At 68.6% G+C, this 25,686-nt stretch carries 23 protein-coding genes; 10 read left to right on the forward strand and 13 right to left on the reverse strand.

Annotation, left to right across the window (positions count from 1 at the left end; all coding sequences use genetic code 11):
* Nucleotides 1-15 precede the first annotated feature (15 nt).
* From B2G71_RS08120 to B2G71_RS08130, 3 genes are read left to right on the forward strand one after another with little or no spacing between them, the layout of a single operon-like run.
* Entirely contained in the window at nucleotides 16-792 is a 777-nt protein-coding gene (locus B2G71_RS08120; RefSeq protein WP_098105235.1) for a type III pantothenate kinase, read from the forward strand.
* Complete coding sequence (locus B2G71_RS08125; RefSeq protein ID WP_098105236.1) at nucleotides 789-2,420, forward strand: ribonuclease J; 1,632 nt, start codon at nucleotides 789-791, stop codon at nucleotides 2,418-2,420. Before B2G71_RS08120 ends, B2G71_RS08125 begins: the two co-directional genes overlap by 4 nt.
* Nucleotides 2,421-2,426: 6 nt before the next feature.
* Nucleotides 2,427-2,717, forward strand: coding sequence for a DUF1467 family protein (locus tag B2G71_RS08130; protein ID WP_098105237.1), 291 nt, complete (start codon nucleotides 2,427-2,429; stop codon nucleotides 2,715-2,717).
* Here B2G71_RS08130 and B2G71_RS08135 read toward each other — a convergent pair whose 3' ends face one another.
* Nucleotides 2,718-5,432, reverse strand: coding sequence for an ATPase (locus tag B2G71_RS08135; RefSeq protein WP_098105238.1), 2,715 nt, complete (start codon nucleotides 5,430-5,432; stop codon nucleotides 2,718-2,720).
* Nucleotides 5,433-5,505: 73 nt separating this feature from the next.
* Here B2G71_RS08135 and B2G71_RS08140 point away from each other — a divergent pair, with 73 nt between their 5' ends.
* From B2G71_RS08140 to B2G71_RS08155, 4 genes are all read left to right on the forward strand, one after another.
* A complete protein-coding gene (locus B2G71_RS08140; protein ID WP_098105239.1) occupies nucleotides 5,506-5,808 on the forward strand; it encodes an Hpt domain-containing protein in 303 nt (100 codons plus the stop codon).
* Between the two features lie 91 nt (nucleotides 5,809-5,899).
* Nucleotides 5,900-7,078 (forward strand): hypothetical protein, encoded by a 1,179-nt coding sequence (locus B2G71_RS08145; RefSeq protein WP_240530053.1) that lies wholly within the window; start codon nucleotides 5,900-5,902, stop codon nucleotides 7,076-7,078.
* 35 nt (nucleotides 7,079-7,113) lie between these two features.
* A complete protein-coding gene (locus B2G71_RS08150; protein ID WP_098105240.1) occupies nucleotides 7,114-8,085 on the forward strand; it encodes a hypothetical protein in 972 nt (323 codons plus the stop codon).
* On the forward strand, nucleotides 8,082-9,491 hold the full coding sequence (locus B2G71_RS08155; protein WP_098105241.1) for a sensor histidine kinase: 1,410 nt from the start codon (nucleotides 8,082-8,084) through the stop codon (nucleotides 9,489-9,491). Before B2G71_RS08150 ends, B2G71_RS08155 begins: the two co-directional genes overlap by 4 nt.
* Here B2G71_RS08155 and B2G71_RS08160 read toward each other — a convergent pair.
* From B2G71_RS08160 to gltX, 3 genes are all read right to left on the reverse strand, one after another.
* Nucleotides 9,481-9,687 (reverse strand): hypothetical protein, encoded by a 207-nt coding sequence (locus B2G71_RS08160; RefSeq protein ID WP_098105242.1) that lies wholly within the window; start codon nucleotides 9,685-9,687, stop codon nucleotides 9,481-9,483. The two genes, B2G71_RS08155 and B2G71_RS08160, sit on opposite strands and share 11 nt — an antisense overlap.
* Before the next feature lie 149 nt (nucleotides 9,688-9,836).
* On the reverse strand, nucleotides 9,837-11,120 hold the full coding sequence (locus B2G71_RS08165; protein WP_098105243.1) for a citrate synthase: 1,284 nt from the start codon (nucleotides 11,118-11,120) through the stop codon (nucleotides 9,837-9,839).
* Between the two features lie 13 nt (nucleotides 11,121-11,133).
* Nucleotides 11,134-12,576 carry a glutamate--tRNA ligase gene (gltX, locus tag B2G71_RS08170; RefSeq protein ID WP_098105244.1) on the reverse strand — a complete coding sequence of 481 codons (1,443 nt, stop codon included), beginning with the start codon at nucleotides 12,574-12,576 and terminating at the stop codon, nucleotides 11,134-11,136.
* Nucleotides 12,577-12,805: 229 nt separating this feature from the next.
* Between gltX and B2G71_RS08175 the strand changes: the two genes are divergently transcribed.
* Entirely contained in the window at nucleotides 12,806-14,794 is a 1,989-nt protein-coding gene (locus B2G71_RS08175; RefSeq protein ID WP_346426931.1) for a ComEC/Rec2 family competence protein, read from the forward strand.
* Between the two features lie 18 nt (nucleotides 14,795-14,812).
* Here the strand turns inward: B2G71_RS08175 and lexA are convergent, their stop codons facing one another.
* The 9 genes from lexA to B2G71_RS08220 form a co-directional block, all read right to left on the reverse strand.
* Nucleotides 14,813-15,493, reverse strand: coding sequence for a transcriptional repressor LexA (gene lexA / locus B2G71_RS08180; RefSeq protein WP_098105246.1), 681 nt, complete (start codon nucleotides 15,491-15,493; stop codon nucleotides 14,813-14,815).
* A 68-nt stretch (nucleotides 15,494-15,561) separates the two neighbouring features.
* A complete protein-coding gene (locus B2G71_RS08185; protein WP_098105247.1) occupies nucleotides 15,562-16,782 on the reverse strand; it encodes a molybdopterin molybdotransferase MoeA in 1,221 nt (406 codons plus the stop codon).
* A complete protein-coding gene (moaC, locus tag B2G71_RS08190) occupies nucleotides 16,782-17,264 on the reverse strand; it encodes a cyclic pyranopterin monophosphate synthase MoaC (RefSeq protein WP_098105248.1) in 483 nt (160 codons plus the stop codon). Before moaC ends, B2G71_RS08185 begins: the two co-directional genes overlap by 1 nt.
* A 145-nt stretch (nucleotides 17,265-17,409) precedes the next feature.
* On the reverse strand, nucleotides 17,410-18,198 hold the full coding sequence (gene trpC / locus B2G71_RS08195) for an indole-3-glycerol phosphate synthase TrpC (RefSeq protein WP_098105301.1): 789 nt from the start codon (nucleotides 18,196-18,198) through the stop codon (nucleotides 17,410-17,412).
* Between the two features lie 11 nt (nucleotides 18,199-18,209).
* Nucleotides 18,210-19,205, reverse strand: coding sequence for an anthranilate phosphoribosyltransferase (gene trpD, locus B2G71_RS08200; RefSeq protein ID WP_098105249.1), 996 nt, complete (start codon nucleotides 19,203-19,205; stop codon nucleotides 18,210-18,212).
* The gene (locus B2G71_RS08205) at nucleotides 19,202-19,786 is read right to left on the reverse strand and encodes an aminodeoxychorismate/anthranilate synthase component II (protein ID WP_098105250.1); all 585 of its coding nucleotides are present in this window, start codon (nucleotides 19,784-19,786) and stop codon (nucleotides 19,202-19,204) included. The genes trpD and B2G71_RS08205 overlap by 4 nt, the downstream gene beginning before the upstream one ends.
* Nucleotides 19,787-19,796: 10 nt before the next feature.
* On the reverse strand, nucleotides 19,797-20,606 hold the full coding sequence (locus B2G71_RS08210) for a phosphodiester glycosidase family protein (protein WP_240530054.1): 810 nt from the start codon (nucleotides 20,604-20,606) through the stop codon (nucleotides 19,797-19,799).
* A complete protein-coding gene (locus B2G71_RS08215) occupies nucleotides 20,603-22,120 on the reverse strand; it encodes a chorismate-binding protein (RefSeq protein ID WP_098105251.1) in 1,518 nt (505 codons plus the stop codon). The genes B2G71_RS08210 and B2G71_RS08215 overlap by 4 nt, the downstream gene beginning before the upstream one ends.
* Nucleotides 22,121-22,127: 7 nt before the next feature.
* Nucleotides 22,128-24,071: a peptidyl-prolyl cis-trans isomerase gene (locus tag B2G71_RS08220; RefSeq protein WP_098105252.1), complete on the reverse strand. Its 1,944-nt coding sequence runs from the start codon at nucleotides 24,069-24,071 to the stop codon at nucleotides 22,128-22,130.
* Nucleotides 24,072-24,305: 234 nt separating this feature from the next.
* On the opposite strand from B2G71_RS08220, the gene tpiA reads away from it, so the two are divergent.
* Both tpiA and secG read left to right on the forward strand, forming a co-directional pair.
* Nucleotides 24,306-25,064 carry a triose-phosphate isomerase gene (gene tpiA / locus B2G71_RS08225; protein WP_098105253.1) on the forward strand — a complete coding sequence of 253 codons (759 nt, stop codon included), beginning with the start codon at nucleotides 24,306-24,308 and terminating at the stop codon, nucleotides 25,062-25,064.
* Between the two features lie 105 nt (nucleotides 25,065-25,169).
* Nucleotides 25,170-25,568 carry a preprotein translocase subunit SecG gene (gene secG / locus B2G71_RS08230; RefSeq protein WP_098105303.1) on the forward strand — a complete coding sequence of 133 codons (399 nt, stop codon included), beginning with the start codon at nucleotides 25,170-25,172 and terminating at the stop codon, nucleotides 25,566-25,568.
* The last annotated feature ends 118 nt before the right edge of the window (nucleotides 25,569-25,686 follow it).

A 25,686-nucleotide genomic window follows, 5' to 3' on the forward strand; every position in this document is an offset into this window, starting at 1 on the left:
AGGATCGCCAAGTTCATGCTGCTTGCCATTGATGCCGGCAACACCAACGTCGTTTTCGCGCTTTTCGAAGGGCGCAAGATCATCGGCCGCTGGCGTATCGCCACCGATGCCCGGCGCACCGGGGACGAATACGCGGTCTGGCTGATGCAGCTTCTCGCGATCCGTGGCGTCGAACCCCGCCAGGTCACGCAAGTCATCATCTCGACCGTGGTGCCGCGCGCGCTGCACAATATCGGCGTGCTGTGCCGCAACTACTTCGGCATCGAACCGCTCGTCGCGGGCCAGGGAGCCGCTGACTATGCGATCGACATCGACGTCGACGAGCCGCGCTCGCTCGGCGCAGACCGGGCGGTGAACGCGGTCGCGGCGCACGCCAAGTATCCCGGCGACCTGATCCTCGTCGATTTCGGCACGGCGACGACCTTCGATGCAATCGACTTCAACGGCGCGTACAAGGGCGGGATCATCGCGCCGGGCATCAATCTTTCGCTCGACGCGCTCGTCGGCAACACGGCCATGCTGCCCCGCATCGCGATCGACGTGCCCCAGACCACGAGCGTGATCGGCCGCAATACCGAGGACCAGATGCTGATCGGCGTCTTCTGGGGCTATGTGGCGATGATGGAAGGCTTGATCGCTCGAATGCGCGCCGAGATCGGCCGTCCCGCGAAAGTGGTCGCGACGGGCGGGCTCGCGGTGCTCTTCGACGAGGCGGTCGACTTTTTCGATGCCGTCGATCCCGATCTCACGATCGAGGGCCTCGCCATCCTGGCGGAGCGTGCCGCATCGTGAAGCCCGGTAACGAACTGCTTTTCTGCGCGCTCGGCGGATCGGGCGAGATCGGCATGAACGTCAATCTCTACGGTTCGCAGGGCAAGTGGCTGATGGTCGATCTCGGCATGAGCTTCAGCGGCGCCGAATATCCGGGCGTGGACCTCGTCTTCGCCGATCTCGAATTCATCGAGGAACGCTGCGACGACCTGCTCGGCATCGTGCTGACCCACGCGCACGAGGATCACATCGGCGCGGTTCCCTATTTCGCCGAGGCGCTCGGCGTTCCGCTCTACGCCACGCCGTTCACGGCGAAGCTGGTGGCCGCCAAGCTCGACGAAGCCGGGCTGACCGGCGACGTCGAACTGATCGTGGTGGATGACCTCGAGACCTTCACGCTCGGACCCTTCGGCATCCGCTACGTTCCGCTCGCGCACTCGATCGCCGAGGGCAACGCGCTGCTGATCGAGACCCCGCACGGCCGAATCTTCCACACCGGCGACTGGAAGCTCGATGAAGACCCGCAGATCGGCACGCCGACCACGGCGGAGGAGCTGACCGAGATCGGCGACGCGGGCGTGCTCGGCCTCGTGTGCGATTCGACTAATGTCTTCAATCCCGAGCCATCGGGATCGGAAGGAGCCGTGTTCGAGGGCCTGCTCGACGAAGTGCGCAAGCATACCGGCAAGCGCGTGCTGGTGACGACGTTCGCCTCGAACGTGGCGCGCCTGCAGACGCTCGGTGAGGTCGCCCGGGCGACCAATCGGACGCTGTGCGTCGCGGGGCGCTCGCTCGACCGGATCATTGAGGCGGCGCAGGCAAGCGGCTATCTTGAGAACTTCCCCGAAACGGTGGATTTCGACACGGCCATGGACTTGCCGCGCGGCGGACTCCTCGTCGTCGCGACGGGCGGGCAGGGCGAACCACGCGCGGCGCTGGCCCGGATCGCGGACGATTCGCACCCGATCAAGCTAGACGAGGGCGACGTGGTGCTGTTCTCCTCGCGCCAGATCCCCGGCAACGAGATCGCGATCGGCAAGATCCAGAACCAGCTCGCCGATCGCGGCATCCGCGTCGTGACCGATCGGCAGAGCATGATCCATGTCTCCGGCCATCCCGGACGTCCCGAGCTCGAGGCGCTTTACGGGTGGCTGCGGCCCGAAATTCTCGTCCCGGTGCACGGCGAGATTCGCCACATGCGCGAGCAGGCCGCGCTGGGTCTCGCGAGCGGCATTCCGCAGGCGGTGTTCCAGAAGAACGGCGATCTGGTGCGGCTCGCTCCCGGTCTGCCGGGCAAGATCGCCGAAGTGCGCGCCGGCCGGCTCGTCCTCGACGGAACCGAGATCGTTCCGGCGAACGGGGAATCGATCGTCCAGCGCCGGCGCATCGCCTATAACGGCCTCGTCTCGGTAGCTTTTGACCTTTCGGGCGTGGTCGATATCCGCGTTTCGGGCCTGCCGCTCGAAGACGATGCCGAGGAATTCGTCGAGGAAGCGGCGGCCGACGTCGCCGAGGCGGTCGCCCGCAAGCGTCACGAGGGCCGCGAGGCGATCCTCGAGGCCGCCCGCCTCGCGGCGCGGCGCGCGGCGGTGCGCTGGACGGGCAAGCGACCGCAGGTCCACGTCCTGTGTCTCGAAGATCTGGATTGATTCGTCATGGAAGTGTCGTCCGCCATCGCCATCTTCGCCCTGATCTGGGTGGTCAGCGCCTTCGCCGTCCTGCCGATCGGGTTGCGCACGCCGGACGAGGTCGAAGGCCACCAGGTCGAGAAGGGCCAGGCCGACAGCGCGCCGGTCAATTTCCGGCCTGGTCTCGTGGTGATGCGGGCGACGGTGGTCGCGGTGATCCTGTTCGCCCTGTTCTACGCGAACTACGTCTTTGGCTGGATTGAGGTCGACGATCTCAACTTCTTCGGCCGCCCGCCCGGCTTCGTCGACCGCACCTGATCAGCCGCGCAGGCGCTCGATGCCCTGCGCGAGCGCGACGTAGAGCTTGCCCATGTCCGAGGACAGCAGGGTCACACCCAGCGCATTGCCGTCGCGGGTCGACAGGATCTGGCGCAGGATCGCTTCGAAATCATGGATGTAGCGGCTGACGTGGGCGCGGAATTCGTCGTCGTTCTCGAAGGCCTGCTGCACGCGGCGCACTTCGCCCGAGTCGAGCAGGCTGACCGCACGGCGGGTGAAGATGCCGCGATCACCGCGCAGGTAGGCGGCCCAGGCCGTGTCCGAGACATCGGTCGAGAGCGCCTTGGCAATGTCGATCGCGTTGGAATTGAGCGATTCGGTGAGCAGCGCAACTCGGCGCGCGAAGTCGTTGTCGACCTGCTCCTCGGCCCGCTGGCGGGCATGCGACACGCGGTTCTCGAGATTGGCGACGAGTTCGTTGACCTTGGCGAGCTGGTCGCGAAGCTGGATCGCGGCCTCGCGTCCGACACCCGAGGCATGCGCGGCGGCCTGCTCCAGTCGTCCCGTCGCTTCGGCCGCACTCTGGCGGACGGCACGTTCGAGCGCGCTTGAGGTGTCCTCGCCGAGGCGTTCGGCGATCTCCACGACCTTGCGGGCGGCATCGGTTTCAAGCGCTTGCACGGTATCCTTGGCCGAGTTCGCCAGTTTCTCGATCGCCGCCGCCAGTACGTTCCGCGCGGCATCCGCTGCTTCGCGGGTGCGCGCGTCGAGATCGCCAACGCTCTTGGTCAGCGCTTCGAGGAGCCGGCGCTGCTCGTCGCTCTGCCCGGTAAGCTTCGCGTGGTTGGAATCGAGTTCGTCGCCGATCGAACGGATGCGTGCCTCTGTTTCCTCGACGGTGCCGGACAAGCGCTCCTGGCTATCGACGACCCTGCCGACGGCGGCCTGCAGGTCCGAAACCGATTCCGAGGCGCGCGCGAGCCTGTCCTCGGAGACGGCGATCGCTTCGGGCAGGTCCTTGCTTGCGCTGTTCGCGCTCGCCTGAATCAGTTCGAGCAGGCGCACGGCGGCATCGGTCAGCCGCTCAACCTCGCCGTCGGTGGCGGCGAGCGACGCGCGGCTCGCGGTAAGGCGCTGCCCAATCGCCTCGAGACTGCGTTCGAGCGACTGTTCGAGAGCACTGCCGCTTTGCGCGACTTCGCCCAGCCTCGCGGCGTGGTGCTCCAGTTCCTCGGTGATCCGACCCGAACTTTCGCGCAGGGCCTCCGTGTCGCGGGCCTGCGCCTCGCGGTGGAGGGTGAGCTTGCGATCGAGTTCGGCGAGCATGCCATCGAGCCGCTCGACGCTCTCGGCATGGGCGAGGGTCAGGCGATCGCGCCGGGCGGCGAGGTCATCGGCCGATCGCCGCGCCTGCTCGTCGATTTCCGAACCGAGCCGGGTATGGAGCGCGCGGATTTCGTCGGCGAGCCCGCGCTGCGCGGTGTCGAAGGCTTCGCGGCGCTCGGACATCAGGCCGTCGAGCTTCGCGATATCCCGCTCCAGCCCGGCGACTCGCTCGGCGAACTGCCGTTCGGCTCCGCTTTCGGTTTCGCGCAGGCCATGGGCAATACGTTCGCTTTCGGTCTCGACCGTTTGGAGGCCGCGGCGCCAGCTCTCGAGCAGGCGATCCTGGCGCTCGACCAGCGCGCGCGCGACGCCGTCCCCTTCGTCGCGCAGGGCGGCAAGGCGCGTGCGCAGCGAGGCGAGGCTCTCCGCCTCGTGTCCGTCGAGATGCGCGCGCGTGTCCTCAACTTCGCGGCGCAGCGCGTCGGCGCGCGAGCGGATCGCGGCCAGCGCATCGATTTCGTGCTTGTCGAGTTCTAGCCGCATCGCCTCGCCGCGTTCCGCAAGAGCGTCGAAACGCTGCCCGGCGGCGCTCTCGATCGCATCGCATTGCCGCGACAGCTCGGACAACGCGCTCTCGATGCGCTCACGCAGGGTCGAGACCTGCGCCTCGCTTTCGCTGCCGAGGTCCTTGAGTTGCCTGAAGCCGCCGATCAGCTCTTCGAGCTGCGATTGCGCCGAGCGGCCGGCGTTGCCGATGTTGTTGGTGACGTCCTTGGCCGAGCTGGCGATGACCGGAAGCTGGCCGCGCAGCTTGTCCATGTTCTCGAGCGCGGTCCGGCTCACGTTCGAGATCGTGTCGACGCGGGCGCCATTGTCGCGAATGAGGCTTTCGAGTCGCCCGGCATTCTCGCTCAGTCGCTCGCTGGCGAGTCGGCCCAGGGTCTCGAGATCGCGCGACTGCGACGCCAGGAATTCGCGCGCGAGGCTGAGTTCGCGGTTCACCGTGACGAGGCGGCGTTCGAGATCGGCCGACTCGCGCGCGAGGAGGCTGGCCGCGTGGCCGAAACGGCGGGTCTCGCGCCAGCTCGTGCGCATCGCGAGCAGCCACAGCACCGCGATGAGCAGCACCGGGATCGCCCACTCGGCAACAAGGCTGCTGATCCGGTCGGGCGCGGGCGAGGCCCCAAGCTCGCGATGGTGGGCCCAGATGAAATAGCCGGTCCAGCCGGCCGCGACGAGAATGCCCAACGCCGCGGCGACAAGCCCGAACCTGTCGGTCTCGCGCGCGCCGAAATCGCCGCCGGCCTCGCTCTCGACCCAGGGCGCGGCCTCCTCGTCGAACGTGTCTAGCGGCCCTTCGGACGCGCTGGAATCGGGGTTCTTGTCCCCGTCCGACCCGCCGAAGGATATGATACGCGTTTCCCCCATGATCGCAGGAGGATAGCACGACTGGGAGGGCGATAAACCCCGGTTTAACCCCTCATCCACTACCATGTGCGGCATGGCTCAGGATGCAGGCGCCCTCGATGTGACACTTGCCGCGGCGGCCGGCGAGGACCGGCAGCTTTACGAGGAATTGCGCGAGGCATTCCGCGAGAGCGTCGCGCGGCAAGTCGATCTGCTCTCGCGATCGCGGTGCGACGGCAACTGGACGGTCTCGGCGATGCGCCTCAAGGGACTCGCCGCCAGCTTCCATGTCGATCCGCTTCATGAACTCGCCGAGCGTGCGCTGGAAGCCGCGCCGGGCGAGCCGACGGTCGTTCGCGCGCTTGCCCAATGGCTTGCGGAGTTTTCCGAGGTCTAGGTCGATGTGCCGCTTGGCAATCCTTCGTCAGCGGGTCTAAGCAGCCCCCGAAGCTGCCCGGAGTAGCGCGCTGCGCATCGCCGTAATCTCGATGACCGAACCGGTCGGCGCCGGCACCTCGGTGCCGCGGGCCAGTCTACGCGTGGCCGGGCTCTCGCTCGGCCATCACCAGATCGTCGCGGCTGACGCCTTGTCGTGCAACCGCGTGATCTGCATCGCGCGCGGCACTTCGCCCGAGCTGATCGACATCCAGCACGCCGCCGAAGATGCGGGGATGCAGTTCCACGTCATGGCCTCGCCGCAGCAGATGGCGGGTCTCGTCAGCGCCGCGGACGACGTTTTCGTGTTCGCGGAAGGTCTTCTGGTCGAGCCTTCGGCACTGGTATCGCTGCTCGAAAATGGCCCGGCGGTGCTGGTCCAGCCCGTCGAGACCGGACTTGGCGCAGGCTTCGAGCGGATCGACATCAACAATGCCTCGGCGGGAGCCCTGCGCATCCCTGGACGGTTGATCGACCAGCTTCACCAGTTGCCGCATGACTGCGAAGCGGCTTCCGCTCTGACGCGTATCGCGCTGCAATCGGGTATTCCCATTCGCGAGGTTCCGATTGCCGACCGCACCTCCACGCGCTGGGCGATGATCCGTACCGACAGCGAGGCCCTCACCTTCGAGCACGAGTGGCTGCGGGTCGGGCTGCGCGGAACGGGCGGTCATTCGCTGGGCGGGGCGCTGGCGCGCGCGGGCGTGCTCACCTTCGGATCGTCGATGCTCAACGCCGGCAAGGCGAGCACGATGCTCTGGCTGACCGCCATCGCCGGATTGCTGATCGCCGGCGGGCTCGCCTGGTTCGAACTCTACGCGCTGGCTTTCGTGATATGCGGTGCGTCCTGGCTGTTCGTCGAGGTCGGTACCATCCTGCGCTGGGCGGAGCGGCGCGCGCTGGGCATCACCTCGCCAGCGATCACCCGGGGCGAGACGCTGGGATGGCTCGTCGACGTCGTCTTCGCCGGGCTGCTGATCGGCGCCTGGCAGGCCCAGGTCATCGGCGCGATGGCACACGCGATCTTCGCGCCAGTGATGCTGATGCTGCTGTTGCGTCTGGTGCGGCGTCTGTTCGATCCGCGCATCGCCGCCTGGGTCTCGGACCGCGCCATGCTCGCGCTGATCCTGTGCGTCGCCTCGGCGGCCGGAATGATCGCGCCGGTGGTGCAGTCGCTGTGTGTCGTGCTGGCGGTGGCGGGGCTTGTCATTCCGCCCAGGTTTCACGGATAACCCTGATTTAACCAAGCCGGGGCTAGATCGGGGTCATGATGGAGCCGTCTGTCCGCACCAACACCGCCGAGCAGGTGGAAGCCGCGCTTCGCGATGAGCTGGCGCGCGGCAACGCCATGGTCGAAACGGTGGTCCCGATCGTGCGGCATCTGATCACCAATGACGATAATTCGGTGTTCAGCGACGAGATCCTCGCCCGCGTCCGCGGGATGACGAGCGACCTTGCCGAACAGTTGCTTGATGCCTTTGTCGCCGCGGACGGCGCGGACCGGGCCGCCGACCACTCGCCGGGCCGGGTCGCGGCGCTTGCGCAGGCGCTGATCGACAATCCGGGCCTGCTTGCCCATGTCCACGCGCTCGCGATCGAGTGGCAGTTGACCGAGCGTCTGCAGGCTCGGCTGTCGCTCGATCCGGTCGTGCCGCCGTTGCTTCAGGCGCTGGTCGCATCGCCGGATGGCGTGACGCAGGAGCTGGCGATGCGCGCGCTTGCAGCACAGGCGCGCTTCGGGCAGGCGCAGCGGCGGATGAAGCTCGCCCTGGCCGAACTTCCCGGCGAGCAGCTTCACGCCGCGCTGATCGCATTGCGCACGCAGGCGGCGCGCGACATGCCAGCCGCCGAGCGGGCGGCGATCGCCGAGCGCAACATTCGCGCGGCCTACGACGAAGCCGCGAACAGGCTTGGCCTCATGGCCCGACTCGTTCACGGGATGGGGCACACCGCCTCCGGCGCACTGTCGGTGACGCACGCGGGCGTTGCCATCTTCACCACCGCGCTGGCGCTTTTCACGGGACAGAACCGCGATACGGTCGTATTGTCGCTGCACGAGACGCAGGTCGCCCGGCTGGCGCTGGGACTGCGCGCGGCCGGCCTCAGACCCGCAAGCGTCGAAGAGCAGTTTCTTGCGCTCCATCCCGAGATCGCGCTGCCCGAAGGCTTCGAGCGGCTCGGTCCCGATCGCGCGGCGGCGATCCTCGCTTCCGACGTCCCGGAGGACAGCGAAGCTTGACGCAGGACGGAGCGATCATCGCGCGTGCGCGGACCGATGCGGCCGATCGGCTGATCGAGGCGGGCGAGCCGCTGTCCGGGTTGCAATACCGCTGCGGAGGCGAGATCGGCGGGATCGTCGCCGTGCCCGAGCTGCTAGAGCTGGCGCGCAAGGTCCGCGCTTACGGCTTCAAGCTGGCGCGGGCGATCGCAGCGTTCGACGGCAGCGAGACGATCACCGCCTGGGTGGAGGTCTCGCCGCGCGAGGACGAGGCCGATGGCTGCGACATTCTCGTGCGGAGCTGGCACGCGATGCCCGCGCCGCAGGAAAGCGAAAGCGTGCTGCATCGCCGCAAAACGAATCTCGATCGTGAGGTCGCCGAGCTTACCGCGCGCCTCGACGCGGCGCAGCGGCTGCTCGCCGTCACTTGCGACTCGCCCGAACTGGCCGATGTCGCCGGGCGCATGGAGGCGGGGATCGGCACCTCCTGGACCGATCACCTCAACCTCTTCGACGCCACGCACAAGCAACCGCTTCACTGGCGCCTGCTCGACGGCGCGCGAGTCGAGGTCGAGGGCTCGAACCGGCCCTGGCGCGCCGTTCTCATCCCGCAGGTGCTTCCCGGCTTCGAGCCTTCGGGTTTCGAACTCCTGCTCGTATCGGACGTGCCGCCCGCCGCCGCGCCGCCCGAGCCTGAGCCGGAGGCGGAGCGCGAGGGCCTGAAACCCGGCGTCGTCGGGCTCGACGTCGCCCCGGTGCTGCGGCAGCCGATCGCGCGGATCATCGCCAATGCCGAGACGATCCGCACCCAGCTCGCCGGGCCCTTGCCCTCGCCCTACGCCAATTATGCGGGCGACATCGTCAATGCCGGCAAGCTCCTGCTCGAATTGCTCGAGGATCTAGCCGACCTCGAAGTGATCGAATCGGAGAACTTCCACACCCAGCCCGATCACATCGACCTTGGCGACGTCGCGCGGCAGGCCGCGGGCATCCTGGGTGTGCGCGCCGCGGAAAAGAACATCGGCCTCGATGCGCCGCCGCTCGGCGAATCGCTGCCCGCGATCGCCGAGTTCCGGCGCGTGCTGCAAGTGCTGCTCAACCTCATCGGCAACGCGATCCGCTATTCGCCCGCCGATTCGCGCATCTGGATCAGGCTCGAAGCCGACGGCGACCGGGCCCGCGTGATCGTTGCCGACCAGGGACCCGGTCTCGACGAGAGCGAACAGGCGATCGTCTTCGAGAAGTTCGAGCGGCTCGGCCGTAGCGGCGATGGGGGATCAGGGCTCGGGCTCTATATCTCGCGGCGGCTCGCGCAGGCCATGGGCGGCCGGCTCACGGTCCACAGCGCCAGGGGGCAGGGGGCCCGCTTCGTTCTGGAGGTTCCCGCCGATGTCGAGGCTATGGCCGAGAGCGGGGTCAGCGGCTGATCCGCTTGCGCGCGAGCCACACGACGATCCCGCCGACCAGCGCCAGCACCGCGCCGTTGACCGCCCAGGTCCGATCGGCAAGCATGAAGCTGCTGGCGGGCCACATGACAAGTCCGGTTCCCTGACCCATCCAGAGCAGCCCCATCGCGATGGCGAAGACACCGAGGACGAGCATCACGAAGCGCAGGAACTGCATGGTCTCTTTCTCCTCGCGCGAGTGTGCGCCTTCGCGGCGCCGACCGCAAGGGGAGGGGGCCGGATGGCCGGAGGCTTGCCGACCCATGATAGCAAAAGGCCCCCGCCCGCTTGGGCAGAGGCCTTTTTCGTGTCGCAATCCGGCTGCGCTCAGCGCTTGTCGACCGGGATGTACTCGCGCTGCGTCGGACCGGTGTAGAGCTGGCGCGGGCGGCCGATCTTCTGGCCGGGGTCGGAGATCATCTCGTTCCACTGCGCGACCCAGCCCACGGTGCGGGCAAGCGCGAACAGCACGGTGAACATCGTCGTCGGGAAGCCGATCGCCGACAGGATGATGCCCGAATAGAAGTCGACGTTGGGGAACAGCTTCTTCTCGACGAAGTAGGGATCGTTGAGTGCGATCTCCTCGAGCCGCAGCGCGGTTTCGAACAGCGGATCGTCGACCTTGAGCGCATCGAACACCTCGCGCACGGTCGACTGCATGACCGTCGCGCGCGGATCGTAGTTCTTGTAGACGCGGTGGCCGAAGCCCATCAGCCGGAACGGATCGTTCTTGTCCTTGGCGCGCTCGATGTAATGCGGGATCTTGTCGGGCGTGCCGATTTCCTTGAGCATGTTGAGCGCCGCCTCGTTGGCGCCGCCGTGCGCGGGCCCCCACAGGCAGGCGATGCCCGCCGCGATGCACGCGAAAGGATTGGCGCCCGAGGACCCGGCAAGACGCACGGTCGAGGTCGAGGCGTTCTGTTCGTGGTCGGCGTGAAGGATGAAGATGCGGTCCATCGCCTTCTCGACCGCCGGGTGCAGTTCGAAGGGCTCGGCCGGCACGCCGAAGGTCATGCGCAGGAAGTTGCCGGTGTAGCTCAGCGAGTTGTCGGGATAGAGGAAGGGTTGGCCGATCGCGTACTTGTAGGCGGCCGCCGCGATCGTCGGCATCTTGGCGATCAGGCGATGCGAGCTGATCTTGCGGTGCTGCGGATCGGAGATGTCGGTCGAGTCGTGATAGAACGCCGAGAGCGCGCCCACCACGCCGCACATCACCGCCATCGGGTGCGCGTCGCGGCGGAAACCGCGATAGAACTGCAGCAACTGCTCGTGCAGCATCGTGTGGCGGCTGATGGTGAACTCGAACTTGGTCAGCTCGTCCTGGCTCGGCAGTTCGCCGTTGAGCAGGAGGTATGAGACCTCCATGAAGCTCGAATTCTCGGCGAGCTGGCCGATCGGATAGCCGCGGTGGAGCAGGACGCCTTCGTCACCGTCGATATAGGTCAACGCGCTTTCGCACGAGGCGGTCGAGGTGAAGCCGGGGTCGAACGTGAACATCCCGGTCTGTCCGTACATCTTGCGGATGTCCACGACGTCGGGACCGACGCTGCCCTTGAGCACCGGAAATTCGTAGTCGCCGCCTGCGGCGCTCAACTTTGCCTGATCACCCACCTGCTTATCTCCTTTATGCTTGAGACCCGGCGGGCGCGCTGGCCTGCGCGGCAATGCGCGCAAGGCTCTCTTCCCGTCCGAGCAATACCAGAACATCGAAAATTCCCGGCGAGGTCGTCTGCCCCGTCAGGGCCGCTCGCAGCGGCTGTGCGAGTTTGCCGAGACCCAGTCCGAGTTCCTCGGCCATTGCCTTGAGACTGGCTTCCAGGCTTTCCGTTGTCCAGTCCGTATCACCGGATAGGCGATCGTGTACCGAAGCAAGACGCTCGCGCGCCTCGTCGGTAAGGAGGCCAGCGGCCTTCTCTGTCAGCGCCAGCGGCCGCCGGGCGAACAGGAAGGCGGCGCCTTCGGCAATCTCGTTGAGGTCCTTCGCGCGGACCTTGATCACGGGCATTGCCCTGGTGAGCAGGTCGAGATTGGCATGGCCGCCCATGCGCTGGGCCGCAAGCGCGGCAAGGCGTGCATCGTCCGCCTCGCGAAGATAGTGTCCGTTGAGGTTCTGGAGCTTGGCGACGTCGAAACGCGACGGCGACTTGCCGACATGCGCCATGTCGAACCACGAAACGGCATCATCGCGCGAGATGATCTCGTCGTCGCCATGCCCCCAGCCGAGCCGCAGGAGGTAGTTGAACAGAGCCTCGGGCAGAATGCCCATTTCGTCGCGATAGCTGTCCACGCCAAGCGCGCCGTGGCGCTTGGACAGTTTCGCGCCGTCGGCGCCGTGGATCAGCGGCACGTGGCCGTAGATCGGCCGCGTCCAGCCCATGCCATCGAGGATCGTGAGCTGCCGAAAGGCGTTGTTGAGGTGATCGTCGCCGCGGATCACGTGAGTCACGCCCATGTCGTGATCGTCGACGACGACCGCGAGCATGTAGGTCGGCGTGCCGTCGGAACGCAGGATGACGAAGTCGTCGATTTCCTCGTTGCGGACCGTGACAGGCCCCTGAACCAGGTCCTCGATCACCGTCTCGCCCACGCGCGGCGCCTTGATCCGCACCACGAAAGGGCGATCGGCCGGCGCGGCGGCGGGATCGGCATCGCGCCACTCGCTCTCGATCCGGAAGGGGCGGCGCTCTTCCTGCGCCTTCTGGCGCCGCTCGGCGAGTTCTTCATTGGTCAGGTAGCAGCGGTAGGCCTTACCGCTCTCGAGCAGCGTGCGCGCCACTTCGGCATGGCGTTCGGAGCGGGCGAACTGGAACACCGCCTCCTCGTCGCCCTCGAGCCCGAGCCACGACAAGCCGTCGAAGATCGCGCCGATGGCGGCCTCGGTCGAGCGGGCGCGATCGGTATCCTCGATGCGGAGCAGGTACTTGCCGCCGTTGTGACGGGCGAAGAGCCAGTTGAACAGCGCCGTGCGAGCGCCGCCGATGTGGAGAAATCCGGTGGGCGAGGGCGCGAAGCGAGTGACCACGGGGACATTCGCCGCCGCCGTGCTCGTGTCGCTGCCGCTTGTCATTCGTTCAACCCCGTGTCTCAATGGTCGCATGGCGAGCAATGCCACGCACCCTGAAGTCCCGGTGCCGGATCCGTCCGGTAGCGCTGCAATGCAACAGGGGCCATGGAACACCAGACTGCGATTGTCGAGGGGGTTGGCCGCTTGCGAAGGATTTCTTGCTCGCGCCGGGTTCGATCGGGCGCCTTGGCTCGCGGTCGCCTTTGGTTCCGGGATAGCCGCATGGTTCGCCTTGCCCACTCCGTGGGACTGGTCGGCGGTGATTCTGGCCTGCCTTGCCGGTTCGCTCGCCGGAGCGATATTCTTTCGCGCCCGGGGTGATCATCCCTTTCTGCGGCAGGCGGCGATCGTGCTCCCGCTGGCGGTCGCGGTGGGCTGCGGTTCGATCTGGGCGCGATCGCAGATCGTCGGGACCGAACCGATCGAGCGGCCCTGGATCGGCGCGATCGAGGGCCGCGTGGTCTCGCGCGAGGTCCAGCCCGCGCGAGACAGGGCCCGCCTCGTCCTCGCCGCGGACTTGCCCGGCACCGGGCGCAGCACGCGCGTCCGCGTCAACCTGTCGGACGAACAGGACGGTCCGGGGCTGGTCGCCGGCGCGCAAGTCGGCTTCAAGGCGCGCCTCATGCCGCCCGCGGCACCGATGTTTCCCGGCGGCTACGACTTCGCGCGAACCGCGTGGTTCTCCGGATTGGCGGCGACCGGGTCGGCGCTGGGGCCGGTCGAACTGATCGACCCCGGACCGGGAGGCGGGTGGCTCGCCCAAACCAAGGCCGGGCTCTCGGCGCATATCCGCGAGCGGCTGGACGGAGCGCCGGGCGGGATCGCGGCGGCGCTCGCGACCGGCGATCGCGGCGCGATCGGCGAGCAGGACGCGCAGGCGATGCGCGACGCGGGTCTCGCGCACCTGCTCTCGATCAGCGGCCTGCATGTCAGCGCGGTGATCGGCGCGGGCTATCTCCTGGCGATCCGCCTGCTCGCGTTGTCGCCCTGGCTGGCGCTGCGCGTGCGGTTGCCGGTCGTCGCTGCCGGCGTCGGCGCGCTCGCTGGCATCGGCTATACGCTGCTCACCGGCGCGCAGGTACCGACGGTGCGCTCGTGCATCGGCGCCCTGCTGGTGCTGTTCGCGCTGGCGCTCGGGCGGCAGGCGCTCTCGCTGCGCACCCTGGCGGTGGCGGCTTTTCTGGTCCTGTTGCTCTGGCCCGAGTCGATCGTCGGGCCGAGCTTCCAGATGAGCTTCGCGGCGGTGCTGGCGCTCGTCGCCTTGTCGAACGCGGAGCCGCTGCGCGCGCTGCTCGCGCCGCGCGAAGAGGGCTGGATCTTGCGCGGCGCGCGCTATTTCGTGGCAATGCTGCTGACTGGCGTGGTCATCGAGCTCGCGCTGATGCCGATCGGGCTCTATCACTTCCATCGGGCCGGCGCTTACGGTGCGCTGGCGAACGTCATCGCCATCCCGTTGACGACGATGGTGATCATGCCGCTCGAAGCGCTCGCGCTGCTGCTCGACACCGCGGGGCTGGGCCGGCCGGTCTGGTGGCTGGTCGACGCCGCGATTTCGGCCGTGCTTGGCCTGGCGCACTGGATCTCCGACCAGCCCGGCGCGGTCCGGACGCTGCCCGCGATGGGCGGTGGTGCCTTCGCGCTGTTCGTGGCCGGCGGGCTCTGGCTCGGGCTGTGGAGCGGAAAGGTGCGCTTCTGGGGCCTCGTCCCCGCCGCGCTGGGCACGGTCAGCCTGCTCCTGCTCAAGCCTCCCGACCTGCTGATCTCTGGCGACGGGCGACATGTGGGGATCACCGGCGAGCTGGAGGACGAACTGCTGGTGCTGCGCGAGACGCGCAGCGAATACGTGAGCGACAACCTGCTCGAACTCGCGGGGATGGAGGGGGCGACGCGCCCGCTCGAGACCTGGCCCCGGGCGCGCTGCAGCCGGGAATTCTGCAGTGTCGTGCTCGAACGCGGGGGGCGCAGATGGACACTGCTGCTCTCGCGCGGCTACGATCACGTGCCCGAACGCGCGCTCGCCGCCGCCTGTGACCGCACCGACATCGTCGTAAGCGAGCGCTGGCTGCCCTGGAGCTGCCGTCCGCGCTGGCTCAAGGCCGATCGCCGGCTGCTGTCGCACACCGGCGGCATGACCATCGACCTCGCGCGCGGCGAAGTGCGAACCGTCGCGCAGGAGCAGGGACGGCACGGATGGTGGCGCGCGCGCGGCTCGGGCCGCTAGGCGCCCGCCGTCCCGGGCCTAGTGATAGCGGCGCAGCAGCCCGGCGAGCTTGCCCTGCACGATCACTTCGTCGGAAGGGTAGACCTGCGGCTCGTAGGCCGCGTTCGCCGGATCGAGCCGCACCATGCCGCTTTCGCGCCGCAAGTACTTGAGCGTGGCTTCCTCGCCGCGCACGAGGGCGACCACTATCTCGCCGTCGCGCGCGGTGTCGGTGCGCTTCACCAGCGCGAAATCGCCGTCGAGAATGCCCGCCTCGATCATCGAATCGCCCGAAACCTCGAGCGCGTAGTGCTCGCCCGCGCCGAGCAGCGCGGCGGGAACCGGCAGCGAGGTATCGCCCTCGAAGGCCTCGATCGGCGCGCCGGCGGCGATCCGGCCGTGGAGCGGTATCTCCACGACGTCGTTGGCGGCGCGCGCCACGGGCGGGGCGGCGGGCGCCTCGTTGCTGTTGGCGGGGGCCGGCGCCGCCGGGCGCCGGGTCGCATCCTCGGGCTGCCTGACGACTTCGAGCGCACGGGCGCGGTTGGGCAGCCGCCGGATGAAGCCGCGTTCCTCCAGCGCGGAAATCAGCCGATGCACGCCCGACTTCGATCTGAGGTCGAGCGCCTCCTTCATTTCCTCGAAGCTGGGCGAGATGCCGGTTTCCTCGAGCCGCGTCTGAATGAAACGGAGCAATTCATGTTGCTTGCGCGTCAGCATCGGGCCGCCTCCTCAGGCGTTCTTTTAGTGAACAATTGAGGAACAAGTAAGCAACGAATTCGATAGCGTCAAGCAATTCCGCCATTTTCAAGCGGGTAGCACCAGACGTCCTCGCCGGCGGCCGCCGCCGGCGCATTGGCCGGCCGGTCGATCAGCACGTTGCTGGAGGCGAGCGCGGCGAGCGCGGCGCTGTCCTGCTCGGAGACCGGCACCACGACTTCGCCGTCCCACAGCGCGCGGCGGAACTCCTGGCGCGGACCGTTGGCGGGGACCGGCGCGCCGAGCCGCGTGCGGATGCGCGCGGGCAGCGGGCGGGCCGCGCCGAGCATCGCGCGCAGCAGGGGCAGGACGAACAGGTGCGCGGTGACGAAGCTGGAGACCGGATTGCCGGGCAGTCCGATGATCACTTGCCGGCGCATCGGCAAGTCGCGCGTCGCCACCAGGATCGGCTTGCCCGGCTTGATCGCCACGCGCCAGAAATCCAGCTTCGCGCCCCAGGCCTCGAGCGCGGGCTTGATGAGATCGTGGTCGCCGACCGAGGCGCCGCCGCTCGTCACGACGAGATCGCTGTCGGAAGCCTCGGCGAAGGCCTGTGCCAGTGCGTCCATCGTATCGGGAACAGGGCCGAGCCGTTTTGCGTCGACCGGCAGCGAACGCGCCATGGCCGCCAGCATCTGCGAATTGCTCGCGGGGATCTGGTGGAGCGCGCAAAGCTCGGGGTCGGCTGCGAGTTCGTCGCCGCTGTCCATCACCGCGACTTGCGGGCGGCGGCGTACCGGCAAGTGCTTGTGGCCAGCGGCGATCGCGAGCGCGGCCTGGGCGGGGCCGATCCGGGTTCCAGCGGCGAGCACCATCGAATCCAGCTCGAAATCCATGCCGCAGCGGCGAATGTGCTTGTCGACCGGGCTCGGCAGTTCGCCGGTGAAGCGGATCGTCTCGCCATCGCGCGCGATGTCTTCCTGGAGCAGGACGACGTTACCGTCGCGCGGCAAGAGCGCGCCAGTGGCGATACGCACCGCCTCGCCGCTGGCGAGGGCGCCTTCGTGGGGATGCCCTGCAGCGCTCTCGCCGATCACGCGCCAGGGCCCCGCGAGGTCATCGGCCCGCACCGCGTAGCCGTCCATCGCCGAAAGGTCCGCAGCGGGCTGAGTGCGGCGGGCTTGAAGGTCCTCGGCGAGATAGCGGCCGACCGAGCCCTCGATGTCGACATGCTCGACGGTCAGGGGATCGGCCAGCGCAAGCAGCCGGGCCTGGGCTTCGGTGAGCGGAATCGGCGGAACCTTGGCCATCAGAGGGCGTCGTCCGCTTTCCAGTGGCCAGACTTGCCGCCGCGCTTCTCGATCAGCCGAACCGCGTCGATCACCATCGCCTTGTCGAGCGCCTTGGCCATGTCGTAGATTGTCAGAAGTGCCACCGAAGTCGCTGTCATCGCTTCCATTTCCACTCCGGTTCGACCGGTGAGCGAGGCGCTCGCGGTGACGCGGACGCCATCGGCCTCGAAGGCGAAGTCGACCGCGACGGCGTCGATCGCGAGCGGGTGGCACATCGGAATGAGATCGCCGGTCTTCTTCGCCGCCATGATCCCGGCGATCCGCGCGGTGGAGAGCACGTCGCCCTTGGGGGCATTGCCCTCGCGGATCGCGGCAAGCGCCTCGGCCCTCATCCGGATGCGGCCACTGGCGACGGCGAGCCGCGCGGTCTGGGGCTTGGCGCCGACATCGACCATGCGGGCCGAGCCGTCGTCGTCGAGGTGGGTGAGGCTCTTGCTCATGACAGGGTGACGCGGTTGACGGTGTCCAGGAAGCAAAGCGGAACCGGGGCCTTGGCGCGGGTGCGCGGGTCGGAAGCGTTCGGACGGAAGGGTGATATCGGGACCATCGGGGCAGCCTGCCAGACTTCGCGCGGGTAGGACAGCCTCAGCCGCCCGTGAGCAGCGCGCGCGTCGCCGCCTCGACGTCGGCCTCGCGCATCAGGCTCTCGCCCACGAGGAAGCTGCGCGCGCATGGTGCGAGCCGGACGAGGTCGGCATGGGTGTTGATGCCGCTTTCGCTCACCAGCAGGCTGCCTTCGGGCGCGAGCGGAGCGAGGCGTTCGGTCAGCGCGATATCAGTGACGAAGCGCTTCAGATCGCGGTTGTTGACCCCGATCAGCCGCGAGCGCAGCCTGGCTGCGCGCGCCATCTCGGCCTCGTCATGGACTTCGACCAGCACGTCCATGCCGCGTTCGAGCGCCGCCGCCTCGATCTCGGCCATGCGCACGTCGTCGAGCGCGGCGACGATGATCAGGATGGCATCGGCGCCGATCGCGCGGGCTTCGGCCACTTGCCAGGGATCGACCATGAAGTCCTTGCGCAGCACCGGCAGCGCGCAGGCGGCGCGGGCTTCGACGAGGAAATCCTCATGCCCCTGGAAATAGGGCGTGTCGGTGAGGACCGAGAGGCAGGCGGCGCCGCCGCGCTCGTAGGCGACGGCGTGTTCGGCGGGGCGGAAGTCGGCGCGGATCAGGCCCTTGGACGGCGAGGCCTTCTTGATCTCGGCGATCAGCGCGAAACCGTAGGCGGCCTTGCGTTCGAGCGCGGCGCGAAAGCCGCGCGGCGCGGTCTGCGTCGCGGCGCGGCGGTCGAGATCGGTGAGCGTGGCCTCGCCCTTGCGCGCGGCGACCTCCTCACGCTTGACGGCGCAGATCTCGGCGAGCTTGTCGGACATGGCGCTTGCGGTCATTTCGAGGTCGTCGCGATCCAGCAGTCGAGCAGCGCCTTGGCGAGACCGCGGTCGATCACTTCGGCTGCTTCCTCGGCCCCGTCGCGCATGTCGCTGGCCACTCCGGCGAGCACCAGCGCGGCGGCGGCGTTGAACAGCACGGCGTTGCGATAGGCGCCGTCCTCGCCTTCGAGCAGGCGCTTGAGCGCGGCGGCGTTGTAGCGCGAATCGCCGCCGCGAAGCGCCGCGACCGGGGCTTCGGGCAGCGCCGCGTCGACCGGGTAGAGCCGGCTCATGCGCACCCCGTCCGGCCCGACATTGGCGCATTCATTGCCGCCCGCGAGGCTGAGTTCGTCGAGGCCCTCGTCGCCCGAGACGACCATCGAGCGGTCGGTGCCGAGACGCGCAAGCGCATCGCCGTAGATCGGGACGTAGGCGGGTCGGGCGATGCCGACGAGTTGCCGCGAGACTTGCGCCGGATTGGCGAGCGGTCCCATCAGGTTGAAGATCGTGCGCCGGCCGATCGCCTTGCGGATCGGCATGATCCGGCCCATCGACGGGTGGTGGCGCGCGGCAAAGAGGAAGCAGATGCCGAGATCGGCGAGCGTCTCCTCGGCGGTCTCGACCGCGCGCTCGAGATCGAGACCGAGCGCTTCGAGAGTGTCGGCCGCGCCCGACTTCGACGAGGCGGCGCGGTTGCCGTGCTTGGCGACGGGAACGCCCGCGGCGGCGACCACCAGCGACACGGCGGTCGAGACGTTGAGCGTGTGGTGTCCGTCGCCGCCGGTGCCGCAGACGTCGATCGCGTTGGCGGGCGCGGGGACGGTGATCATGCGCTCGCGCATGGCGCGCGCCGCGCCGGCGATCTCGGCTGCGGTCTCGCCGCGCTCGGACAGCGCGATGAGGAAGCGGGCGATCTCCTCGTCGCTGGCGTCACCGTCGAGCACGGCGGCGAAGGCGGCCTGCGCCGTGCCCTCGTCGAGCGGATCTGCGACTTCGGGAAGCACGCTCATGCCGGCAGGCGGGCTTCGATCCCGCAGCACGCGAGAAAGTTGGCGAGCAGCGCGTGGCCGTGCTCGGTGGCGATGCTCTCGGGGTGAAACTGGACGCCGTGGATCGGCAGATCGCGGTGGCGGAAGCCCATGGCATAGCCGTCGTCCGACCGGGCGTTGACGACGAGGACATCGGGAATGTCGTCGACCACCAGCGAGTGATAGCGTGTCGCGGTGAAGGGCGAGGGCAGGCCCGCGAAGACGCCCGAGCCGTCGTGCGTCACCGGCGAGGTCTTGCCGTGCATCAGCCCGCCGCGCCGCACCGTGCCGCCGAAGTGCTGGCCGATCGACTGATGGCCCAGGCACACCCCCAAGAGCGGCTTGGCGGCATCGGCGCAGGCGGCAACGAGATCGAGGCTGATGCCCGCTTCATTGGGCGTGCACGGGCCGGGCGAGAGCAGGAAGCCTTGCGCCCCGCTCGAGATCGCCTGTCCCGCCGAGAGCGCGTCGTTGCGCACCACTTCGACCTCGGCGCCCAGTTCCATCAGGTAGTGGACCAGGTTCCAGGTGAAGCTGTCGTAATTGTCGATGACGAGGATCATGACGTCGGGCTTACTCTTCGCGCTGCTTGCTTGGGGCCTTTGCCCGATTCTCCACCACGATCAAGGGGCCGAGCGGAGGACCGCCGTCGACGCGGCCGACGTGCGGGTCCCACAGCGAAGAGACGCTGCCGTCGAGAAACAGCGCGTTGGGCGTCTTGAGCACGTCGCGGTAATAGCGGGCGAGCTTGCCGAACGAGATCGGCGCGTCGCTGATCACGAAGTGCGCGCGGCCCTGCCGGTCGACGCCGACGGCGTTGCGCAGCTTGAGCGAGGTGCCGTCCTCGTCGATCCGGGGGTGGAGTTTGCCCGCGATCACAAGCATCGGGCCGGACTGGGTGCCGAACGCGGGACGCTTGGAGACGTTGCGGGCGAAATCGTCGGCGGTGCGCACCTGCCAGGCGCCGCCGGTGCCGAAGAACACGCCGTTGGGCAGCAGGTGGAAGTTGCCGTAGCCCTCGTTGCGATTGAGCCGATGGCGCCGCTCGCCGTTCTCTACGTAGTACCCGATGGGCCGGCCCTCGGCATTGAACATGCCGCCGTTGGTGGCGAAAGCGACTTCGGGGCCCTCGTTGCCGATGGCGAGTGCCAGTTCGGACAGGCTGCGGTAGGGCGCGCCGCCCTCGGGGCCGAGCACGGTGCGGATGCGGTGGCGCTTGGGATCGGCGATGCAGTGGGTGAGCGGCGCGCCCTCGAAGGTCGCGCTTTCGCAGGGCGGGGGCGTGGCTTCGGCCTCGGCGGTCCCGTCGGCGGCGTCACCGCAGGCAGCGAGCGCCAGCGCGGCGGCGAGCGCGATCGTGCCCGGCCGAAGGCGCCGCGTCACTGGCCGAAACCCGGCTCTCCAGCGATCCGCACCGCCTCACGCGCGGCGGCGAACAGCGCGCCCGATTTCGCCTCGCATTCGCGCTGCTCGTAGACGGGGTCCGAATCGGCGACGATCCCCGCGCCCGCCTGGACGTGCATGACGCCGTCTTTCACCACCGCGGTGCGCAGGACGATGCACGAATCGACCGAGCCGTCGGGCGCGAAGTAGCCGACGCCGCCCGCATAGGCGCCGCGCGTCTCGTGCTCGAGCTCCGCGATCACCTCGCAGGCGCGGACCTTGGGCGCGCCGCTGACCGTGCCCGCCGGAAACCCGGCGAAGACCGCGTCGATCGCGTCGTGCCTGGCCGTGTCGAGACGGCCGACGACGTTCGAGACGATGTGCATGACGTGGCTGTAGCGCTCGATCGTGTAGCTGTCGGTCACTTCGACCGTGCCCGGCGCGGCGACGCGGCCGACGTCGTTGCGCCCGAGATCGAGCAGCATGAGGTGCTCGGCGCGCTCCTTGGGATCGGCGAGCAGGCTGGCCTCGTTGGCCTTGTCCTCGGCGGGCGTGCCGCCGCGCGGGCGCGTTCCGGCGATCGGCCGGATCGTCACCTCGCCGTCGCGCACGCGCACGAGGATCTCGGGACTCGAGCCGATCAGCGCGAAGCCGGGCAGGTCGAGGAAATAGAGGAAGGGCGAGGGATTGACGCGGCGCAGCGCGCGGTAGAGCGCGATCGGCGGCAGCGGGAAGGGGCAGGTGAAGCGCTGCGCGAGCACGACCTGGAAGATGTCGCCCGCCTCGATGTACTCCTTGGCACGGAGCACCCTGGCTTCGTAGTCGCCGGCGGCGAGAACCGGCCGGGGGGCCGGCTCGGGCAGGTCGGCGGCGGTCTCGACGTCCGGCGAGGGGGCGGCGAGCTTGCGGCCCACTTCGTCGAGACGCTCGTTCGCCGCCTCGATCGCGCGGTCGGGCGCCGCATCGGACGGCCAGATCGGCGCGACGCAGAACAGCTCGTCGCCAAGCCGGTCGAACACCAGGATCAGCGAGGGCCGCACGAACAGCATGTCGGGCAGGGCAAGTTCGCTCGCGGGTGCGCGCGGCAGCTTTTCGACGAGCCCTACCGTCTCGTAGCCGAAATACCCGACGAGGCATGTGAGCGCGGGGGGCAACTCCTCGGGGACCGGGAAGCGGCACGCGGCGACGAGTGCGCGCAGTTCGGTCAGAACCTCGCCCTCGAGCGGCGCGAACGCGTCGCGGTCGTGGCGCCAGTTCCTGTTGATCTCGCAGGCCTGTCCGCTCGCGCGGAAGACAAGATCGGGATCGAGGCCGATCATGCTGTAGCGCGCCCGGGTCTCGCCGCCCTCGACCGATTCGAGCAGATAGTCGCCGCGCCCCGGCTCGAACAGCTTGAGCGCGGCGCCGACCGGCGTCTGCGTGTCGGCGATCAGCCGACGCCAGATGACCGCCGGCTTGCCCTCGGCCAGTCGCGTGCGTGTCTCGTCGTCCGCTTGCGTTTCGCTTGCGCCCATCGGTCGGTCAGTTGTTGCCGAGGAGCTGGTCGCGCACCGCGCGGATGGCGGTCTCGTTCCTGGTGCTGCCGACGTCCTCGCGGATCGCGGTGCGCAGCGCGCCGGCGTACTCGTTGCCCGCGATCTGGCCGAGTTCGCGCTGCGCCGTAGCGATCAGCGGAGAGTCCTTCTTGACCTCGGCGGGCTTGATCTCGTCGAGCACGACGAGGAACCAGCCCCGGTCGTTGGGCGCCGCCTGGACCTTGATCGAGCCCTTCGCCATCGAGAACATGAGCTGGACCGGCGGCGGGATCTGGCCGCCCTGCTGCTGCATGCGGGCGAGGTCGGGCCGCGACATGCCGACGCGCTGGACCGGGGGCAGGCGGCGTCCCGCATCGGCGATCGCCTTTTCGAGGGTGGCGCCCTTGCGCAGCGCGGCCTGCATCTTGACCGCGGCCTCCTTGGCGGCGGCGTAGCCCTTCTCGATGGTGTAGGCGCGTGTCACGTCTTCCTTGATCTCCGCCAGCGGCGCGGGCGCCGAGGGGAAGATCTCCTGGACGTCGAAGATCGCGAAGGTCTTGCCGCGCTCGGTCTCGGCGACCTGCGGTTCCTGGGGCTCCATCGCAAAGGCGGTCTGGAGCACCGGCTTGATCGTTTCGGGGACGGTCTCCCCCTCCTTACGGTAGACCGCGCCGTCCGCCGTGACAGGCTCGGTGGTCTCGACCTTCAGGCCCAGGCTCTTGGCGGCCTCGGCGAGGTTGGCACCGTCGTCGAACTGGTCTTCGAGCCTGGCCAGCAGGTCGGTCAGCGCGGCGCGCTTCTTCTCGGTCGCGATCTGTCCGGACAATTCGGCGCGCACGTCGTCGAGCGAGCGGGCCGGGCGGTCGTCGATTTCGTCGACGCGGATGAGGTGCCAGCCCAGCGCGCTCTTGGCCGGGGTCGCGAGCTTGCCCTGGGCCGCCGCAAAGGCCGCGTCGGCGACCGCGGGCGAGAACTGGGCCGCGAGGTCGGGCTTGGCGAAGAACTCGAGGTCGGCGGCGCTCAGCCCCTTTTCCCGCGCGGCGGTCTCGAGCGACTTGCCGCCGGCGACTTCGTCGGCGATCGCCTTGGCGGCGGGCTCGGTCGGCACGATCACCTGGGTGATGCGGCGCTTCTGAACGGCCTGGTACTGCGCCTTGTTGGCGTTGTAGCGCGCGGCGATCTCCGCGTCGGTCGGCGCGGGAACGGTCTTGACCGCGTCCTGGCCGAAGGTCGCATAGCGCAGGATGCGGCGTTCGGGCCGGATGAAATCGTCGGTGTTGGCCTTGTAGTAGGCCGCGATCTGCTTGTCGGTGGGCTTGTCCTCGGGCGCGAAGAGCAGCGAGGGCAGCACGACGACCGAGCCTTCGCGCCGCTCCTCGAGCAAACCGGCATAACGGGCCGCCATCGATCGCGGCAGCGTCGCGCCGAAGCTCGCGGGAACGAGGATCTGACGCGCGACGAGGCCTTGCTGGAGGTCGGTGCGCAGCAGCGATTCGGAAATGCCGCGCTGCTGGATCGCCTGGCGGTAGGCGGTCTCGCTGAACTTGCCGTCGGGCCCCTGGAACGCGCCGAGGCTTGCGATCTCGCTGTCGATCAGACGGTCGCCCGCGACGATGCCGTGCTCCTTGCCGAACACGGCGATGGCCGTGCGGTCGATGATATCGTCGAGAATGTCGTTGAGCGCGCCGGTCGAAAGGAAGGCGCGCATCGACATCGTCGGCTGGTCCTGCTTGACCCGCTCCAACCCCGCCGTCGCCGACTGGCTGAGCATGGCCGCGTCGATGGGCTCGCCGCCGACCCTGGCGACCTGGTCGCCGCCGCCAACCCCGCCGAAACCGGCGTTGTTGGCCACGTCGCCGCTCGCGAAGGCGAGGGCGATCATCACGAGAAAGGCGATGCCGATGATGGCACCGACCTTGGAATGCAGGATTTTGCGGAGAAAATGGAGCATGGGGCCGTGGGTCGTTCGATCGATCGGGAGCAATAGCGCTTGCGAGTACTTGCGGCGTTGCCTTAGGAGCCTATCGGGTATCCTGCAATGGGCGTGGCGATCGCGTCGCGGGTGCCTGGCCGAAGGTCCGGTCGCCAATCGCTCGGGTGCTTTGACAACTGCGGGGAGGCTGGCCTAGCTGCGCCGCCCAAGATTCGTGAATCGCCAGATTCGAGTCGGAGCTTAAGGACGGAAATGAAGTCGCTGCGCTACATAGTCGGAAACTGGAAGATGAACGGCACGCGTGCCATGCTCAACGAGGCGCGCGCGATCGACCGCGCGGCGGCGCGCCTTCCGAGGGTCCAGGTCGCCGTGGCGCCGCCCGCGACATTGCTGTTCCGCACGCGCGAAGCGGTCGAGATCATCGGCGTCGGCGGCCAGGACTGCCATGTCGAGGAAAGCGGAGCCTATACCGGCGACGTCGCCGCGGCGATGCTCAAGGACGCGGGCGCCGATTTCACCATCGTCGGCCATTCCGAGCGCCGCGCGATGCATGGCGAAACCGATGAGATCGTCAAGGCCAAGGCTGAGACCGCGCTGGGCGCGGGCCTTTCGGTGATCGTCTGCGTCGGCGAGACCGAGGCCGAGCGCGATGCCGGCAATGCCGAGGACGTGGTCGCGCGCCAGCTCGCCAACTCGCTTCCGCGCTCCGAGAACGCGGCGGACAAGCTTTCGGTCGCCTACGAGCCGGTCTGGGCGATCGGCACCGGCCGCGTTCCCTCGACCGAGGACGTCGCGGCGATGCACGCGCGTATCCGCGCGACTCTGGTCGAGATTTACGGTGAGGCGGGGGGCACCGTGCGCATCCTCTACGGCGGCTCGGTGAAGGCCGAGAACGCGACCGAACTGCTCGCGGTCGAGGAAGTTGGCGGCGCGCTGGTCGGGGGCGCGAGCCTTTCGGCCGAGAGCTTTCTCGCGATCGTGGGCGCGGCCGCATCGCTGGACGAGAGCTGAGCGGGCGCGCGGCGCGCCCGGGCGACTTGCGCGCGCGGGCCGCAGCGCCTATCTGCGCCGATGATTGACCGGGCCTTCGGCCCCAAGGACTGAGTACGCATGTCGCTGTTTATCTTCCTGACCGTGGTCCAGGCGCTCGTCGCGGCGGCTCTGGTCGGCGTGATCCTGATCCAGAAGTCGGAAGGCGGCGGCCTCGGCGTGGGAGGCGGCGGCAGTCCCTCGGGCCTCATGTCGGCGCGCGGGGCGGCTGACTTCCTCACGCGCTCCACCGCGGTCCTGGCGACGATCTTCGTCCTTCTCAGCATTCTGCTCGCGGCGCTGGCGGTCGATGTCACCACGGGCCGCGAGATCGACACGTCGCTCGAACGCGGGAGCACGCCCTCGGCTCAGCCGGATCCGCTCGCGCCCGCCGCGAATCAGGACGGGGCCGCCGCGCCCGAGGCCGCGCCGCCCGAGGGCGCTCCCAAGAGCGACGATCCGCTCGCGGGCGCCGTGGGGCAGTAAGGCGACGATCGCATGACCCCGGCATGACGGCGAGGCCTCGCCTCGCGCGATTGCCGTCAGTTTAGCTGTGAATTCTTGGCTGGAGCGCTTGCGCTCGCGGCCCATGTGGAACTAAGGC

Origin of the sequence: Novosphingobium sp. PC22D (assembly GCF_002556635.1) — a bacterium.
GTDB lineage: Bacteria > Pseudomonadota > Alphaproteobacteria > Sphingomonadales > Sphingomonadaceae > Novosphingobium.